The organism is Acinetobacter bouvetii DSM 14964 = CIP 107468, assembly GCF_000368865.1.
Lineage (GTDB): Bacteria > Pseudomonadota > Gammaproteobacteria > Pseudomonadales > Moraxellaceae > Acinetobacter > Acinetobacter bouvetii.
On sequence record NZ_KB849725.1, the window covers coordinates 174,845 to 189,774 of the forward strand.

The 14,930-nt window shown below is 48.0% G+C and carries 14 protein-coding genes; 8 read left to right on the plus strand and 6 right to left on the minus strand.

The window, feature by feature from the left end; all coding sequences use genetic code 11:
* Window positions 1-2: 2 nt before the first annotated feature.
* From F941_RS00810 to F941_RS00825, 4 genes are all read left to right on the plus strand, one after another.
* Window positions 3-302, plus strand: coding sequence for an ArsR/SmtB family transcription factor (locus F941_RS00810; protein ID WP_005006767.1), 300 nt, complete (start codon window positions 3-5; stop codon window positions 300-302).
* Window positions 303-330: 28 nt separating this feature from the next.
* Entirely contained in the window at window positions 331-1,419 is a 1,089-nt protein-coding gene (locus F941_RS00815) for an alkene reductase (protein ID WP_005006768.1), read from the plus strand.
* Window positions 1,420-1,505: 86 nt separating this feature from the next.
* A complete protein-coding gene (locus F941_RS00820) occupies window positions 1,506-2,786 on the plus strand; it encodes a 3-deoxy-D-manno-octulosonic acid transferase (protein ID WP_005006772.1) in 1,281 nt (426 codons plus the stop codon).
* 252 nt (window positions 2,787-3,038) lie between these two features.
* Window positions 3,039-3,749: a 16S rRNA (uracil(1498)-N(3))-methyltransferase gene (locus tag F941_RS00825; protein WP_005006776.1), complete on the plus strand. Its 711-nt coding sequence runs from the start codon at window positions 3,039-3,041 to the stop codon at window positions 3,747-3,749.
* On the opposite strand, the gene F941_RS00830 is transcribed toward F941_RS00825, so the two are convergent.
* The gene (locus F941_RS00830) at window positions 3,735-4,703 is read right to left on the minus strand and encodes a mechanosensitive ion channel family protein (RefSeq protein ID WP_005006778.1); all 969 of its coding nucleotides are present in this window, start codon (window positions 4,701-4,703) and stop codon (window positions 3,735-3,737) included. The two genes, F941_RS00825 and F941_RS00830, sit on opposite strands and share 15 nt — an antisense overlap.
* Before the next feature lie 112 nt (window positions 4,704-4,815).
* On the minus strand, window positions 4,816-5,397 hold the full coding sequence (locus F941_RS00835; RefSeq protein ID WP_005006781.1) for a DUF805 domain-containing protein: 582 nt from the start codon (window positions 5,395-5,397) through the stop codon (window positions 4,816-4,818).
* A gap of 294 nt (window positions 5,398-5,691) precedes the next feature.
* Here F941_RS00835 and acs point away from each other — a divergent pair, with 294 nt between their 5' ends.
* From acs to F941_RS00850, 3 genes are all read left to right on the plus strand, one after another.
* Window positions 5,692-7,632, plus strand: coding sequence for an acetate--CoA ligase (gene acs / locus F941_RS00840; protein ID WP_005006782.1), 1,941 nt, complete (start codon window positions 5,692-5,694; stop codon window positions 7,630-7,632).
* Window positions 7,633-7,770: 138 nt separating this feature from the next.
* On the plus strand, window positions 7,771-8,949 hold the full coding sequence (locus F941_RS00845) for an acyl-CoA dehydrogenase family protein (RefSeq protein ID WP_005006783.1): 1,179 nt from the start codon (window positions 7,771-7,773) through the stop codon (window positions 8,947-8,949).
* A 280-nt stretch (window positions 8,950-9,229) separates the two neighbouring features.
* Window positions 9,230-10,003 carry a glucose 1-dehydrogenase gene (locus F941_RS00850; RefSeq protein ID WP_026253445.1) on the plus strand — a complete coding sequence of 258 codons (774 nt, stop codon included), beginning with the start codon at window positions 9,230-9,232 and terminating at the stop codon, window positions 10,001-10,003.
* Window positions 10,004-10,093: 90 nt separating this feature from the next.
* Here F941_RS00850 and F941_RS00855 read toward each other — a convergent pair whose 3' ends face one another.
* From F941_RS00855 to msuE, 3 genes are all read right to left on the minus strand, one after another.
* Window positions 10,094-10,708, minus strand: coding sequence for a riboflavin synthase (locus F941_RS00855; protein WP_005006786.1), 615 nt, complete (start codon window positions 10,706-10,708; stop codon window positions 10,094-10,096).
* Window positions 10,709-10,931: 223 nt separating this feature from the next.
* On the minus strand, window positions 10,932-12,035 hold the full coding sequence (gene sfnG / locus F941_RS00860) for a dimethylsulfone monooxygenase SfnG (protein ID WP_005006787.1): 1,104 nt from the start codon (window positions 12,033-12,035) through the stop codon (window positions 10,932-10,934).
* A gap of 25 nt (window positions 12,036-12,060) precedes the next feature.
* Window positions 12,061-12,792 (minus strand): FMN reductase, encoded by a 732-nt coding sequence (msuE, locus tag F941_RS00865; RefSeq protein ID WP_005006789.1) that lies wholly within the window; start codon window positions 12,790-12,792, stop codon window positions 12,061-12,063.
* Between the two features lie 380 nt (window positions 12,793-13,172).
* On the opposite strand from msuE, the gene F941_RS00870 reads away from it, so the two are divergent.
* On the plus strand, window positions 13,173-13,823 hold the full coding sequence (locus F941_RS00870) for a response regulator (protein WP_005006791.1): 651 nt from the start codon (window positions 13,173-13,175) through the stop codon (window positions 13,821-13,823).
* A 60-nt stretch (window positions 13,824-13,883) separates the two neighbouring features.
* On the opposite strand, the gene F941_RS00875 is transcribed toward F941_RS00870, so the two are convergent.
* On the minus strand, window positions 13,884-14,651 hold the full coding sequence (locus F941_RS00875; protein ID WP_005006794.1) for a hypothetical protein: 768 nt from the start codon (window positions 14,649-14,651) through the stop codon (window positions 13,884-13,886).
* Between the last annotated feature and the right edge of the window lie 279 nt (window positions 14,652-14,930).

The window sequence follows — 14,930 nt, forward strand, 5'->3', positions numbered from 1 at the left end:
TTATGGATATTGATTTAATTTTTAAAGCGTTGGCAAATCCGACTCGGCGGCAGATTTTAGAGTGGCTTAAAAACCCCAATCAATTTTTGTCAGAAGAGCAATGCGGCGGCTTTAATCGCGGTGTGTGCGCAGGGAATATCGAGAAACTCGGCAATGTCTCGCAATCCACCATGTCGAATCATTTGTCTGTGTTGCAGCAGGCGGGTCTGATTCAAGCGGAAAAATATGGCCAATGGTCTTATTTTTCCCGCAACGAAGCGCTTATTCAGCAATATATTGATTACTTGAAAAACTCACTCTAAGTAAAAAGGGGTGAGGGATGAGACGAATATGGCTGAACTGAATTCCCCTTTAATTCTTGGCGATTTGCACCTGAAAAACCGTGTGGTGATGGCGCCATTAACCCGCAGCCGCGCAACTGATGACCGGGTGCCTACGCCGATGATGGCAGAGCATTATGCGCAGCGCGCCAGCGCCGGCTTAATCATTTCTGAAGCGACCGTAATTTCTGAAGAAGCCAATGGGTATTTAAATACCCCAGGGTTATTTACGGATGCGCAAGTTGAAGGCTGGAAAGCGGTAACTGCTGCGGTACATGCCAAAGATGGTTTGATTGTCGCGCAGCTGTGGCATGTGGGACGGGTATCACATCCTGATTTACTGCAGGGGGAAACTCCTGTTTCTGCCAGCACTGTTCAGCAGGCGGGGCAGGTCAGCCTATTGCGTCCAAAACGTGATTATGTGGCGCCTCGCGCTTTAGAAATCGCTGAAATTAAAGTGATTGTTGAGCAGTTTAAACAGGCGGCCATTCGCGCTAAAGACGCCGGTTTTGACGGTGTGGAATTGCACGGTGCAAATGGCTATCTGATTGATCAGTTTCTGCAAAGCACAACCAATCACCGTGAAGATGCATACGGCGGTTCGGTAGAAAACCGCGCGCGTCTGTTGTTAGAAGTGGTTGATGCTTTAATTGAGGTCTGGGGCGCTGGCCGAGTCGGCGTGCATTTGGCGCCGCGCGGTGATGAGCACGACATGGGCGATGATGATCCACGTGAAACATTCGGCTATGCGCTGGAAGAATTGGGCAAACGCAAAATAGCCTTCTTCTTCACCCGTGAATATTTGGCCGATGACAGCATCAGTGAATATCTGAAAGCGCGTTCTGCCGGTGTACCTTATATTGCCAATATGAAGCTGAGCCGTGCAGATGCGATTGAATTATTGAATTCAGGCAAGGCGGATGCGGTATCTTTCGGCAAAGCGTATATTGCCAATCCAGATTTATTCGAACGCTTGGTGCAGGACGCGCCGCTGAATGAATTGGTCTTTGACAATATGATCGGCGTACAGACTGCAGAAGGCTATATTGATTATCCAAGCCTGAATGAAACATTTGGCGCAGGGCAAGCGCAGCATTAATCCCACAGCAAAGATGCATTATCCATTAACATGTGGATAATGCTCTGATATATTCTGCCGAGACAATCGGCATCAGGGCAAACTATTTGACTACTCCTTTCTGGTATAACGCAGCGCTTTCCATCATTAAGCCTTTGTATCGGTCGCGCATTAAAAAGCGCGCGGACAATGACGCGCAGTATCAGCAGGAATGCCTCGAGCGTTTTGGGCCATTTCAGCCGGTCAAAAATCTGCACGCCATTTGGTTTCATGTGGTATCTGTCGGTGAAACCAATGCCGCGCAGCCGCTGATCGAACATTATCTTAAAAAAGGGCATCCAGTTTTAGTCACCAATACCACTAAAACGGGGCAAGCCCGCGCCAAATCTTTATTCTTAAAAGCGCCGTATGAAGCGCTGTTTCAAGCCGTGTATCTGCCCGCCGATCAAAAGCATCTGGTACGGCACTTCATTGAAAAATATCAGCCTAAACTGCTGGCTTTAGTGGAAACTGAGCTTTGGCCGAACTTGATTGATCAGGCTAAGCAGCTGCAAGTGCCATGCTTGCTGATTAATGCGCGCCTGTCAGAAAAATCGGCGAAGGGCTATGGCAAAGTGCCGAGTCTGAGCCGTCCGATGCTGCAGGGGCTGAATCAATTGCTGGCGCAGGATCAGGCGACTTTAGACCGCTTTATTGCTTTAGGCGCTCAGCCTCAAGCGAGTCAGGTGGTGGGCAGCATTAAATTTGATATTCATGCGCCGCAACATGCGGTTGAACTGGCCGCGCAGCTGAAAATAGACTGGTCTTTGGCTGGCCGGAAAATTGTGACCATTGCCAGCACGCATGCGCCTGAAGAACAGAAAATTTTAAGCGCGTTAAAGCCTTATTTACAGCAGCATCCTGAACTGCTGTGCATCGTTGTTCCGCGCCATCCTGAACGCTTTGATGAAGTTTTTGCTGAAGCTCAGAAATTGGCTTTGCGTACCCAGCGCAGGAGTTTAGGGCAGAGCATTTTGTCTGATACGCAAGTGTACTTGGCGGACAGCATGGGTGAACTTTGGCAGTGGCTGGCGTTAAGCCAGGCCTGCTTTGTGGGCGGCTCATTGAATGAGCCGGGCGGCGGACATAATATTTTAGAGCCGATTGCATTGCAGGTGCCAACAGTATTGGGCAAGAATTATTTCAATTTTCAAACCATTGTCGATGAGTTTGCTGCCGTGCAAGGTGTCGAGGTTGTTGAGGATGCGGAACAGGCTGCGCAAGCCTTGGTTGAGCTGGCAGAAAATCCGCAAAAAGCGCAGGCTTTAAATGCCGCTGCACAGCAGATTATGCAAAAAAATACGGGCTCACTGCAAAAGCATATTCAGGTGATTGATCAGTATCTATAAGACCCTCTAAAAATGCATTTGCTGTAATGAATGGGGGCGGCGGTGTCTTGTTATTATAGATTAATCGCTCGGAGCTCTGATTTTACTTTTGTTTTGGCAAAAGGAAAAAAACCATTTGCCATCCACAAAACTCGTCAGATACCGTTTTTTTTCAAAGATCTCGCATAAACTTTATATATCACATGCAGTCTTGCCTCGAACAGCTGTGGATGACGTTTACGTGTATCCCACAGGAGGCAATAGAGAAAATTTATGAACATCGTCTTGCTCGACCCGCGTCAAACTGAATCAGACCTTTGGAGTATTCGCGCCAAACGCCAGCTGGAGCATTTGCGCACGCATGTGGATGTTCAAGTTGGAGATACCCTGAAGGTGGGGATTCGGGAAGGTAAGCGTTATTTAACAGAAGTGATAGCTGTGTCTGATCAGCATATTCAGTTGAAGCCGATTGCTGAAGAGGCGGTGCCTGACAAATTGCCTGTGACCCTGATTGTGGCGATGCCGCGGCCAAAAGTGCTGCGCCGCTTAATTATGGACAGTGTGACGCTGGGCGTGGAAAAAATCATTTTGCTGCACAGTTACCGCGTCGATAAAAGCTATTGGCAAACCCCTTTTTTGCAGCAGCTGCCGCATTATGTGGACTTAGGCTTAGAGCAGGCGGGCGATACCCTTGCGCCTAAAATTGAATTGCACAAGCGCTTTAAGCCGTTTGTGGAAGATGTGCTGCCTACGATGATTTCAGCGGAGCGCCCAGCCTATGCCGCGCATCCGTATACAGAACAGGCTATGCCATCCGGTATTGCGCATCCGTGCACGATTATGATTGGCCCAGAGGGCGGCTTCATCCCTTATGAAATTGATTTGCTCATAAAAAACGGCTGCCAAGCAGTGAGCTTGGGCAGCCGGATTATCCGTACTGAAACGGTGATTCCTTATGTGCTTGGACGCTTATTTAGCCGCTGATTCCGCTGCTGCAGCGTCACCGCGGTACACCTTCACTTCCTGTACTGGATAAGGAATAGAAACGCCGTGTTCATTGAAGGCATGAATCACGCGTTCCTGTACTTCACTGATCGAGTTGGCGGTCGTGGTTTCAGATGTATTCACCCACCAGCGTACAGTTAAATTGATGGAGAAATCTGCCAGCGCGCTGACGTTGACGGTAAAGCCCGGCTGGCTCAAAATCGTGGTATCGCGGTCTAAAATTTTCAGCACAATATCTTTGGCTTTCTGCACATCATCTTCATAGCCAATGCCCACCACAAATTCACAGCGGCGGCGCGGATAAGCCGTATTGACGGTCACTGCGCTGGTATAAACAGTCGCGTTGGGAATGACAATGCGGCGGCCGTCCGGAGAACGCAGGAAGGTGGCGCGGATCTGAATGTCTTCCACCGTGCCTTCCATGCCTGAAACAATAATGTCATCGCCAATTTTAAAAGGCTCGCTGAGTAAAATTAAAATGCCGGACAGCAGGTTTTGGAAGATATCTTTGAAGGCAAAACCGATGGCAACCGAACCAATCCCCAGTGCGCTCATGAGCTGGCCCGGGGTAAAGCCCGGGATGGCAACGACCATCGCAATGAGGAAGCCAATAAAGATAATGGCGGAACTGCCGACACGGTTTAAAACTAAAACCAGGTTTTGTTTAGTATACGATTTTTCCGCCAGCGCCTTGCGTACAAATAATTTAAACAGCTTGGACAGCATGTAAAAAATAGCAAATACAAACAATGCGATACAGATGTAAGGCAGACGCTCCCAAAATCCCTCCATAAATTTATCGATGGTGCTGTAAGCGTCGTTATATTTTGCAGTATGTTCAATTACAGTTTGCGCTGTTTTTTCAGTCGCTTCCTGCAAAAGCTGGGTGGTGCCTTGAGTGACGTCACTCAAGGCATTTTCTTTTTCAGCCACGGGGGTTCCGAATCTTTAACTAATTTTCAGCTATTTTGCCTGAACTTTTACGGAAAATTAAGCAACAAAATGCAGTGAAATGATATGTTTTATGCAATTTAGCATAAATGCATTAAAAGTATGCAGTGCCTTTCTGCATCATTTCCTGCGGGGTTTCCAGCTCACCGCTGCCCATCATGTAAGACACCAGGCTGCCGGCTGAAAAAATGCTCAGAACAGCAATAATGATCATCAGCCATGCCAGCAGTTTTTCCCAAAATGCAGCTGGGCGCGGAGCGCCATAGCGGTTTAGGCCGGCGGTGCCAGGCGCCAGCAGCAGATACAGAATAAAAAATACATTGATGACCGGCAGCAGCATCAGCAGCATCATCCAGCCGGATTTGTCTAAATCATGCAGGCGGCGCGCGGTAATGACGATATAAAAATACAGATAGAATACCAGCAGCGCGACATAGCCCAATCCCGCCATGCCGGTCAGCAGATCAGCAAACTGACTGTTCAGGGTCATGGTGCTGAAATTAAAAATGCCAACCGCCAAGCTGAATGCAATAGAAGCAAAGAAGCTGAGCACATTTAAAAATGCGTACCAGCCAATAAAGCTTAAACGCCCAAAGCGGCCTCTGATAGACAGCGGGTGATCTGTTTCAGGGGCTGGATTGCGGGAAAAAAAAGGAGAGGAGTCTTGTGAATTCATGGGCTAAGCCAGCTGATAACTAAGTTATATTTAAGGGAGATGCTGTACGGATTTTCAGCATGATTATAAAACTAAAATATAAAATGCAAAAGAAATGTTCGGATACGCAAATGAGACAGGAAAGGCTTGAATTTGATCTCAAGCCTATGTTTTAAATAGAATGAACAAAATACGACCAAAGCAGGGTTGATCTGCTTAAAAAATAAACGCCATACTGGCGCGATGCAGAAATATAAAATCAAAAATGTGGCATGCATCTCGTGATGAGATGAAAAAAATCAAGGAAGTACAATTATGAATGAAATCTATCCTGTCCCTGAAAGTTTCAAAAAAACCGCCCGTATCTTGGAATCGGAGTACTTCGAACACTATCAAAAATCTATCGAACAGCCGGATGAGTTTTGGGCGGAGCAGGCGCGTAAACTGGATTGGATCAAGCCCTTTACACAAGTGAAAAACACCAGTTTCAAGCAAGATGATTTTAAAATTGAATGGTTTGCCGATGGCCAGCTGAATGTCAGCGCCAATTGCCTCGACCGACATTTGAAAGAGCATCCGTATAAGCCGGCGATTATCTGGGAGGGCGATCATCCTTCGCGCCATAAAATCATATCATTTGAAGAACTGCATGATGAGACTTGCCGTTTTGCCAATGTGCTGAAAAAGCATGGCGTGGGCAAGGGAGACCGCGTGGTGCTGTATATGCCGATGGTGCCGGAAGCGGCAATTGCCATGCTGGCCTGCGCCCGGATTGGCGCCGTGCATTGTGTGGTCTTTGGTGGTTTTTCGCCAGATTCACTGGCCAGCCGAATTGATGACAGCCAAGCCAAGATGGTGATTACAGCAGATTGCGGGATGCGCGGCGGCAAGCCGATTCCGCTGAAAGAAAATGTGGATATTGCATTGCAGATCCCAGGCACGGAATCGGTGCAGCATGTGATGGTCGTGCACCGTACGGGCAACCCGATTGAGATGAAGCCGGAACGCGACCTGTGGTATCACATGGAAATCATGTCCGTGAATGATCTTTGCCCGCCGGAGCCGATGAATGCGGAAGATCCGTTATTTATTCTGTATACCTCCGGCTCTACAGGCAAGCCGAAAGGCGTGCTGCATACGACCGGCGGCTATCTGACTTATGTCAACTGCACCTTCCGCGAAGTTTTTGATTTAAAGCAGGATGACGTGTTCTGGTGTACCGCCGATGTCGGCTGGATCACGGGGCATTCCTATGTGCTGTATGGGCCATTGTCGAATGGCGCTACGACGGTGATGTTTGAAGGCGTGCCGCAGTATCCGACGTGGGCGCGCACCGGGCATATTGTCGATAAGCACAACGTCACCATTCTGTATACCGCGCCAACGGCCATCCGCGCCATGATGCGTGAAGGCGATGCCTTTGTCCGCGAAAGCGACCGCAGCAGCCTGCGCCTGCTGGGCTCAGTCGGTGAGCCGATTAACCCTGAAGCATGGAATTGGTACTATACCGTTGTGGGCGAAAGCCGCTGCCCGATCGTGGATACATGGTGGCAGACTGAAACAGGCGGCCACATGATCACCCCGCTGCCGGGCGCGATGGCCTTGAAACCGGGTTCTGCAGCGCGTCCATTTTTTGGCGTACAGCCGGCAGTGGTGGATGCGGACGGGAAAGAGCTGGAAGGCGCCGCCGAAGGCAATTTGGTGATTAAAGATTCTTGGCCCGGGCAAATGCGCACTATCTGGGGCGATCCTGAGCGCTTTATCGAAGCGTATTTTTCAACGTATCCAGGCACGTATTTTACTGGAGACGGTGTGCGCCGGGATGCGGACGGCTATTACTGGATTACCGGCCGGGTCGATGATGTATTGAATGTCTCTGGCCACCGCTTGGGCACAGCAGAAATTGAAAGCGCGCTGGTGGCGCATGAGCTGGTGGCGGAATCGGCTGTCGTCGGCATGCCGCACGATATTAAAGGGCAAGGCATTTGCGCGTTTGTGACCTTGCAGGCGGGTACGCCGGAGTCTGAAGAATTGCGCCAGGAACTGGTGGCATGGGTGCGCAAAATTTTGGGCCCTGTTGCAACACCGGATGCGCTGCATTGGGCGCCAGCTTTGCCTAAAACCCGCTCAGGCAAAATTATGCGCCGGATTTTGCGTAAAATTGCCGCCAATGAGCTGGATACCTTAGGCGATACTTCAACACTCGCAGAACCGCAGGTGGTTGAATATTTAATTGCGACGGTTTATCCAAAATAATCGGTCAGGGCTGATGAATGCTGTCTGTGAAATTCAGGCAGCTTTTTTATTTTTGGAATAAGCACAGCAGGCATTCAGATATGCCTTAATAGCAGGCTCTGCTAAGCTCAAAAAATAGAAATAAAATCAGACCATATTATGAATGCGCCAACTTCATGGACTGCAGATCCGCTTGATACCGCCCAGCAGCTGGCGGACACTTTTGCACTGACGGCAGCCGAACGCGACAAGCAGGGCGGCAATCCAAAATATGAGCGTGATTTGATCCGCCAAAGCGGTTTGCTCGGGCTGTCTATACCGCAGCAGTATGGCGGGCAAGGGTCATCGTGGAATACCATTTTTAAAACCATTCAACAGATTGCGCAGGCAGACAGTTCTCTGGCGCATGTGTATGGTTTTCATCATTTGCTGATTGCCACGGTACAGCTGTTTGCACAGCCTGAGCAGTATGCGCCTTGGTTTGAACAGACGGCAAAAGACAGCTTATTTTGGGGCAATACCTTAAACCCGTTAGATAAACGGACATCAGCCCAACAGATATCTGAACATGAATTTATTTTTCATGGCGACAAAAGCTTTTGTTCAGGGTCTATCGACTCTGACATTTTACTGTGCTCAGGATTTAATGATGCTGGAAAACTGCTGATTGGGGTGATTCCAACGGCGCGTGACGGTGTGAGCTTTTTAGGCGACTGGAACAATATGGGACAGCGCCAAACCGACAGCGGCACCAGTCATTTTGAGCAGGTCAAAATACATAGGGATGAACTGCTGCTGAATCCCGGTCCGCTCAGTACGCCGTATTCCAGCCTGCGCCCGCTGATTGCCCAGCTAATTTTTGTGCATCTGTTTTTGGGTGTGGCGGAAGGGGCGTATCAAACAGCAATTGCGACAGTGAAAACTCAAAAGGCATGGTCGAAGTCTTTGGCAGAAAATGCTGTGAATGACCCTTTTACGCAAAAGCATTTTGCGGAGTTTTATGTGCAGCTGGAAGGTGTGCGGCTGCTGGCGGGCAAGGCCATTGCGACTTTGCAGGCTGCGTGGGATGTCGGTGAAAGCTTAACAGCATCGCAGCGCGGTGAGGTATCCATTGCGGTTGCCACCGCAAAAATTGCAGCCACCAACGCATCTTTGAATATTACACAAAATATTTTTCAGGTAATGGGCGCACGGGCAACCACAGCCAAGTTAAATATCGACCGCTTCTGGCGCAATGTGCGCACGCAGACGCTGCATGACCCGATTGATTATAAATATCAGGAAATCGGTGAATGGGTGCTGACCGGCAAAGTGCCGGATCCGAGTTTTTATTCCTAAATCAGGAATATTTTAGGCTCAATGGCCAGATGAAAAAATACAAGGCCGTATTTTCAGATCCTTTATATTGATTTAATGAGTACAGGTATACCAATTGTAAAAAAGCAGAGGGCTGGATTGATTTTTAATAGGCTGCAATAAATACTAAGGCAGAAATTTTTTGTACGATGAATTAGCTGAATGAACTTAATCCATCAATAAGTGTCTAATATATAAATTTAAATATTAATAACTTAAAAATAATTTAAGCATTTCAGTTGAGCTGGAGAATACAATGAATATGCCTCAAAGTTTATGGGATTTGTCAGGTAAAGTGGCCTTAGTCACAGGCGGCGCCGCAGGAATTGGCCGGGCCAGCGCTGCTTTGCTGGCGCAATCTGGTGCCCGTGTCATGATTGCGGACTTGAATACCGAAGCTGCTGCGCAGACCGCTCAGGAAATTGCCCAGCAAACCGGAAATGAAGTCAAAAGCGTCATGTGCAATATTTTAGATGACGCGCAATTGGTCAATGCCGTTGAAATGACTTTGCAGGCCTTTGGCAGCCTTCATATTTTGGTCAATAACGCAGGCGGCGGCGGAGGAGGGCGTGAAGCGCCAGATCAGATTACTGTTGATGATTTTATCCGTGATTTTCAATTGAATGTTTTTGCCGCATGGCGCTTATGCCAGCTGGCTGCACCGCATATGCAGCAAGCTGGCTATGGTTCGATTATTAATATTACGTCGATGAGCTCTATTAATAAAAGTCCTGCTATGAGCGGTTATGCTTCATCTAAAGCAGCGCTCAATCATATGGGGGCAAATTTAGCGCATGATTTTGGGCCGAGTATTCGCATTAATGCGGTCGGGCCTGGCGCAATTCGCACCGCAGCACTGGAAAAAGTCATGACTCCTGAAATTGAGAAACGCATGCTGGCGCATACCCCATTACAGCGTTTGGGAGAGGCGCAAGATATCGCCGGCGCAGTCTTGTTTTTTGCGGCCCCTATTTCTTCATGGATTTCAGGACAAACCTTGTTTGTGAATGGCGGCGGAGTGCAAACCTTGGATTAGATTCGAAGAATGCATTTACATATCAAAAAAAACCTCCTGTTTGGAGGTTTTTTGATGCGTCCTAATTTATCGTTCTTTTTAACTAAAATTTTACTTTTGATGAATATGTTCCAGCGTATCGACCAGCGTGCGGGTCATTTGATCAATCTCATAATTCACGGCATCCCCTGTTTTTACATCTTTCCAAGTGGTCAGGCGCAAGGTTTCAGGAATCAGGTCAATCGAGATTTCACTGCTGTCCCGGTCGACGCGGTTGACCGTTAAGCTGCAGCCATTCAGTCCAATAAAGCCTTTGAGAAAGAAATATTTGATTTTGCCATCTGGAATCAGTAAATCGATATGCAGGGTTTCACCTTTGCGGCTCACGTGCTTCACTTGTGCTGTACCTTCAATATGGCCGTACAGGTTGTGTCCGCCATTTTCCGCACCAACTTTGGCAGAGCGTTCAATATTCACCGCGTCACCAGTTTTCAGGCTGCCCAGCGTAGTCAGGCTGAGGGTGAGGTCTGAAACATCAAAATGCACTTGGCTGGCGGCTAAATCGATCTGCGTTGCGGTCAGGCAGGTGCCATTCACAGCGACACTGGCGCCAATAAAGACATCATGGAAAAAATCATGTTCATTGGAAATCACCAGTGTAATGAATCCTTCACCTTGGCGGATTTCTAAAATTTTTTCTAAGCCTTGAACAATACCGGTATACATCTGCTGATTTCCCTCTGTGCGGTGCAGTATATTCTAAAGTGAAATGGCGGGCGGGTCATAACGCATTTTGCAATAAATAGCGCTGTTGAATGCCGTGTTTAAGCATGCCCCTGCAGCGGCTATGGTAAATAAAAAATCCCTCCAAGCCGAGCCCTGGAGAGAAGAAAAGCCATTGTCCGCTTATCATTGTTATTATGGTGCGGTGACTGCAGCCAGCGCTGTTTTAGGCAGATTTGGCTGGGACACGCTGTTGCTGCGTTTCCAGTTCACGCACCAAAGGCAATACGTTCTCGCCAAAGTATTCAACTTCTTCAATAAAATGCAGGAAGCCGGATAAAATCAGGTCGACGCCGACACGCTTCAATTCCACAATCCGTTCGGCGATTTGCAGCGGCGTGCCAATCAGATTGGTGCGGAAACCGTCGTTATACTGCACCAGATCTTCAAAAGTTGATTTAGCCCAGTTGCCTTCACCTTCTGCCGTGGCTGCGCCTGCTTCGCGGGTCGCATCGCCAAAAGCGTTCACGGCTTCAGCATTGGCTTTATCAATGATTTCCTGCAGCACCGCTTGCGCTTCTTCTTCGGTATCGCGGGCAATGACAAAGGCATTCACGCCCACTTTAACGCTGTGGCCATTGGCTTTGGCTTTTTCTCGGATGTCATCAATCTGCTTTTTCAGCTCTTCCGGTGTATTGCCGTTGGTGAAATACCAGTCGGATACTCGGGATGCCATGTCGCGGGCAGCCCGTGAGCTGCCGCCTTGGAAAATTTCAATATGCGGCTTTTGCAGCGGTTTAGGACTTAAGGTGTAGTCCTTAAACTGATAGTACTTGCCGTCAAAACTGAAATTATCCTGTGTCCATACCCCTTTTAAGCTGCGGATGAACTCTTCCGAGCGCGCATAGCGCTGGTCATGCTCTGGCCATTCTTCGCCAATCGCATCAAACTCACCGCGGAACCAGCCGCTGACCACATTGATGGCAATACGGCCATTGGTCAGATGGTCAATGGTCGCCAGTTGCTTGGCGGCCAGCGCCGGTTTCCAAGGGCCTGGCAAAATGGCGGCAATGACTTTCAGGCGTTCAGTTTTGGCCAAGATGCCATGGCTGAAGCTGACCGATTCATGCTGGTTTTCTGCGTTATAGCCGGCTGTAAAACGGATTTGTGTCAAAGCATATTCAAAACCGCTTTCCTCGGCCGCTTGCGCCAAGCGCACATTGTAGTCATAGCTCCAGTCTGTGCGCTGTTCAATATTGCTGACCACTAAACCGCCGCTGACGTTCGGCACCCAATATGCAAATTTAATCTCGCTATCCGGCTGTGACATGGCTGAACCCTCTTAATTTTAGATGTTATGCAACGTGAGTCTTAGGCTTCTTGTGGTGCAGGCGCGCTTCTGCTGCATCTAGCGTCGGGACTGCTGCAGAAGGCAATACGTCTTCCTGCTCGATTTGTTTGTTAATGCCCAGGTTTTGGTTGGCTTGCTGTGATTTTTCTTTGATGGCTTCTGCACGCTGGCCTTTGGCAGGCGCCCACTCTAAAATGGGCAATGCGCGGGCAACGGCAAGCGTAATGCGGTCTAGCAGGAATTCACTGTGAATGGTGTATTCAGGGGTGAAATCTTTATCTGTAGCATAAACACCGATTGGCAAAGTCTGCGCTTGGAAAAAACTGAACAGCGGGCGCAATTGATGTTCAAGCACCAGCGCATGGCGTTCGCTGCCGCCAGAAGCCGCTAACAGCACAGGAACATCGACCAAAGCCGTTTGTTCAACAAAGTCAAAGAAGTGCTTAAATAAGCCTGTAAATGAGGCGCGGTAAACCGGTGTGCCGACAATCAGTGCATCTGCTGCTTCCACAGCAGCCAAATCATCCTGAACGCGCTGCGGCAATTGATTGCGGTAAATTGCGCCGCCCAGCAGCTGGCCAATTTCGCTGAATTTAATGAAATGCACATTAATCGGGGTTGCTTCGCCCAGTTCATCAATAATGGCTTGAACCAGCGCTTCGGTTTTTGACGGATTATTGAGGCCGCCTGAAACAGCAACAATGTTCAGCGGTTTTTGTTGAATTGAATTTGACATTTTTTTTTAACCTGAAAAATAGGGTTAGCTCGGAATGCCTTGTATTAATCCTGAATGCGCTTATTCCTGTAAAATAAGCAAAAGTCCAAAAGTTATCAGTTTTTTAGATATGCGGAATTATGTGAAATATTAAATAATAGATTCTATCTAATTGATTGAATTTTAATTTTATATTGAATTCTGATAATGATTTTACATCGGCGGCTAAAATTTATAAGAAAAAATGATTTGAACTGAAGAATTCATGAAATGCAGATAAACCGAATAATTTGTGCAGTAAAACCGCATTTTCATAAAAAAATAGTTATAACTTGCATATCCTTAAAGCCTCATGTGTGGTTAGAATAGGGCTACTGTGCACAAGATCTTTCACGCTGCTTATGAATATATTAATCGTTGATGATCATCCGCTGTTCCGCCACGCTTTGATTCAAGCTGTGCGTTACAGCTTACCGCAAGCTCAAATCCATGAGACGGCGGCAGTAAATGAATTTTATGAACGTTTGGAAAATGGCCCTGAACCGGATTTGGTCCTTCTGGATTTGAACTTGCCGGGCGCCTCAGGCTTTTCAGCTTTAGTTCATGTCCGTGCACAGTATCCGTCTTTGCCGATTATTGTTGTCTCTGCACACGAAGAAACTTCAATTATTCAGCGCGCTATTGCGCATGGCGCCATGGGCTACATTCCAAAATCAGCGCATCCGAGCCATATTGGCGAAGCGATCCGCCAGGTGCTGGAAGGTGAAATTTGGCTGCCGCCGAATTTGCCGGCGAATGTCAGCTTTGACCCGCGCGCGGCCGACGAAACCGCTTTGGCAGAACGCATTCAGTCCCTGACGCCGCAGCAGTTCCGCGTGCTGATGATGGTGGCGGAAGGCCTGCTGAATAAGCAGATTGCCTATGAACTGGACGTTTCCGAAGCAACAATTAAAGCGCATGTAACCGCGATTTTCCGCAAGCTGGGCGTGCAGAACCGTACGCAGGCTGTGCTGGCGATTAATGCACTGAATATTGAAGAAAAGAAAATGTAAGCTGATGGCAGCTGTAAAAAAAGACCTTCTGCAAGGTCTTTTTTTTTGGCACGATCGCGCTTAAGCGATATAGCTTTGCTTAGGCGTCAGATCTGTGCAGAACAGCGGATTTAAAGCGCATTGCAGTTCATCAATCTGTTCATCGGTCACGCAGCCTTTGGCTTTTAAATATTCGGCAACGCGGTCATCACGCAGGCTTAGAAAAGCCGCATCATATACACCTAAATCGACAAACAGCGCAGCGGTTTCCAAACTGTTGAAACGGTCTAGATATACCTCATTGCCGTACATCAGAAAAGCATGCTCCTGAGCTGAATTGGCCTTAACACGCAGGCGTTCCGCCAATTCAAAAGGTGATGTTTTAATAAACAGCAGATCGGACAGTTCATCAAACTGAGTGGTATCCAGCTGATCCTGGCCAGTTTTCACTTTTCCCAGCCACGCTTTAAACACCAGCACTGCGCCGCCGCGCAGCAGCATGCTCCAAATCTGGTGGCGGGCATCTTCATTCAGATCTTCAGACTCGGCCTCCAAACGCTGCAGCAGTTTTTCCTCCTGCTGCGCTAAGCGGTCAAATAGGCCCAGGCCGTGAGGCTCATAGGCAGATGGCGCAAAAACGTCAAAATCCAGCTCATCAAAGACTTGCAGCGCCAAAGGCACAGCGCTTTGATACAGGGTGTCCAGTGCCTGCAGCTTGGCATGATCCAGTTTGCTGAATTTAAACAGGTCCGCCCAGTGAATTTCGGGCAGCAGAGCATTGGCGCCATATTCGCGGTGGAATTGCTGGGTACAGTGAATGCCATGCGGGACGGTTTCATAAATATTCATAATTCAACTCCGATAGGGGCGGCTGATCAGCTTTAATATTCAAATGAAGTATGCATTGCGCATGCTGCTGAAAACTGATCAGGTCATGGACTATTTGTAGGTTGAAAATGCAGGGAATAAAAATACGACTAAAGTTGTAGATGGTATTGTTTATCTTAATAATTTTATTAAAAACAGACGCTTTGAAAATTGTAACTAAGTGTGCGTTTGTGCAAGATAAGTAATGATCAGCTTTTGCCATAGGCAAAGCGGATTTGGTGTTTTTGGTTAATATTTCGC

What these genes read in the sequence shown, in the direction of transcription:
- F941_RS00825 (WP_005006776.1), top strand. Translation starts at nt 3,039, where the DNA reads ATGAACATCGTCTTGCTCGACCCGCGTCAAACTGAATCAGACCTTTGG.
- F941_RS00810 (WP_005006767.1), top strand. Translation starts at nt 3, where the DNA reads ATGGATATTGATTTAATTTTTAAAGCGTTGGCAAATCCGACTCGGCGG.
- acs (WP_005006782.1), top strand. Translation starts at nt 5,692, where the DNA reads ATGAATGAAATCTATCCTGTCCCTGAAAGTTTCAAAAAAACCGCCCGT.
- F941_RS00815 (WP_005006768.1), top strand. Translation starts at nt 331, where the DNA reads ATGGCTGAACTGAATTCCCCTTTAATTCTTGGCGATTTGCACCTGAAA.
- F941_RS00845 (WP_005006783.1), top strand. Translation starts at nt 7,771, where the DNA reads ATGAATGCGCCAACTTCATGGACTGCAGATCCGCTTGATACCGCCCAG.
- msuE (WP_005006789.1), bottom strand. Translation starts at nt 12,792, where the DNA reads ATGTCAAATTCAATTCAACAAAAACCGCTGAACATTGTTGCTGTTTCA.
- F941_RS00850 (WP_026253445.1), top strand. Translation starts at nt 9,230, where the DNA reads ATGCCTCAAAGTTTATGGGATTTGTCAGGTAAAGTGGCCTTAGTCACA.
- F941_RS00855 (WP_005006786.1), bottom strand. Translation starts at nt 10,708, where the DNA reads ATGTATACCGGTATTGTTCAAGGCTTAGAAAAAATTTTAGAAATCCGC.
- sfnG (WP_005006787.1), bottom strand. Translation starts at nt 12,035, where the DNA reads ATGTCACAGCCGGATAGCGAGATTAAATTTGCATATTGGGTGCCGAAC.
- F941_RS00870 (WP_005006791.1), top strand. Translation starts at nt 13,173, where the DNA reads ATGAATATATTAATCGTTGATGATCATCCGCTGTTCCGCCACGCTTTG.
- F941_RS00875 (WP_005006794.1), bottom strand. Translation starts at nt 14,651, where the DNA reads ATGAATATTTATGAAACCGTCCCGCATGGCATTCACTGTACCCAGCAA.
- F941_RS00835 (WP_005006781.1), bottom strand. Translation starts at nt 5,397, where the DNA reads ATGAATTCACAAGACTCCTCTCCTTTTTTTTCCCGCAATCCAGCCCCT.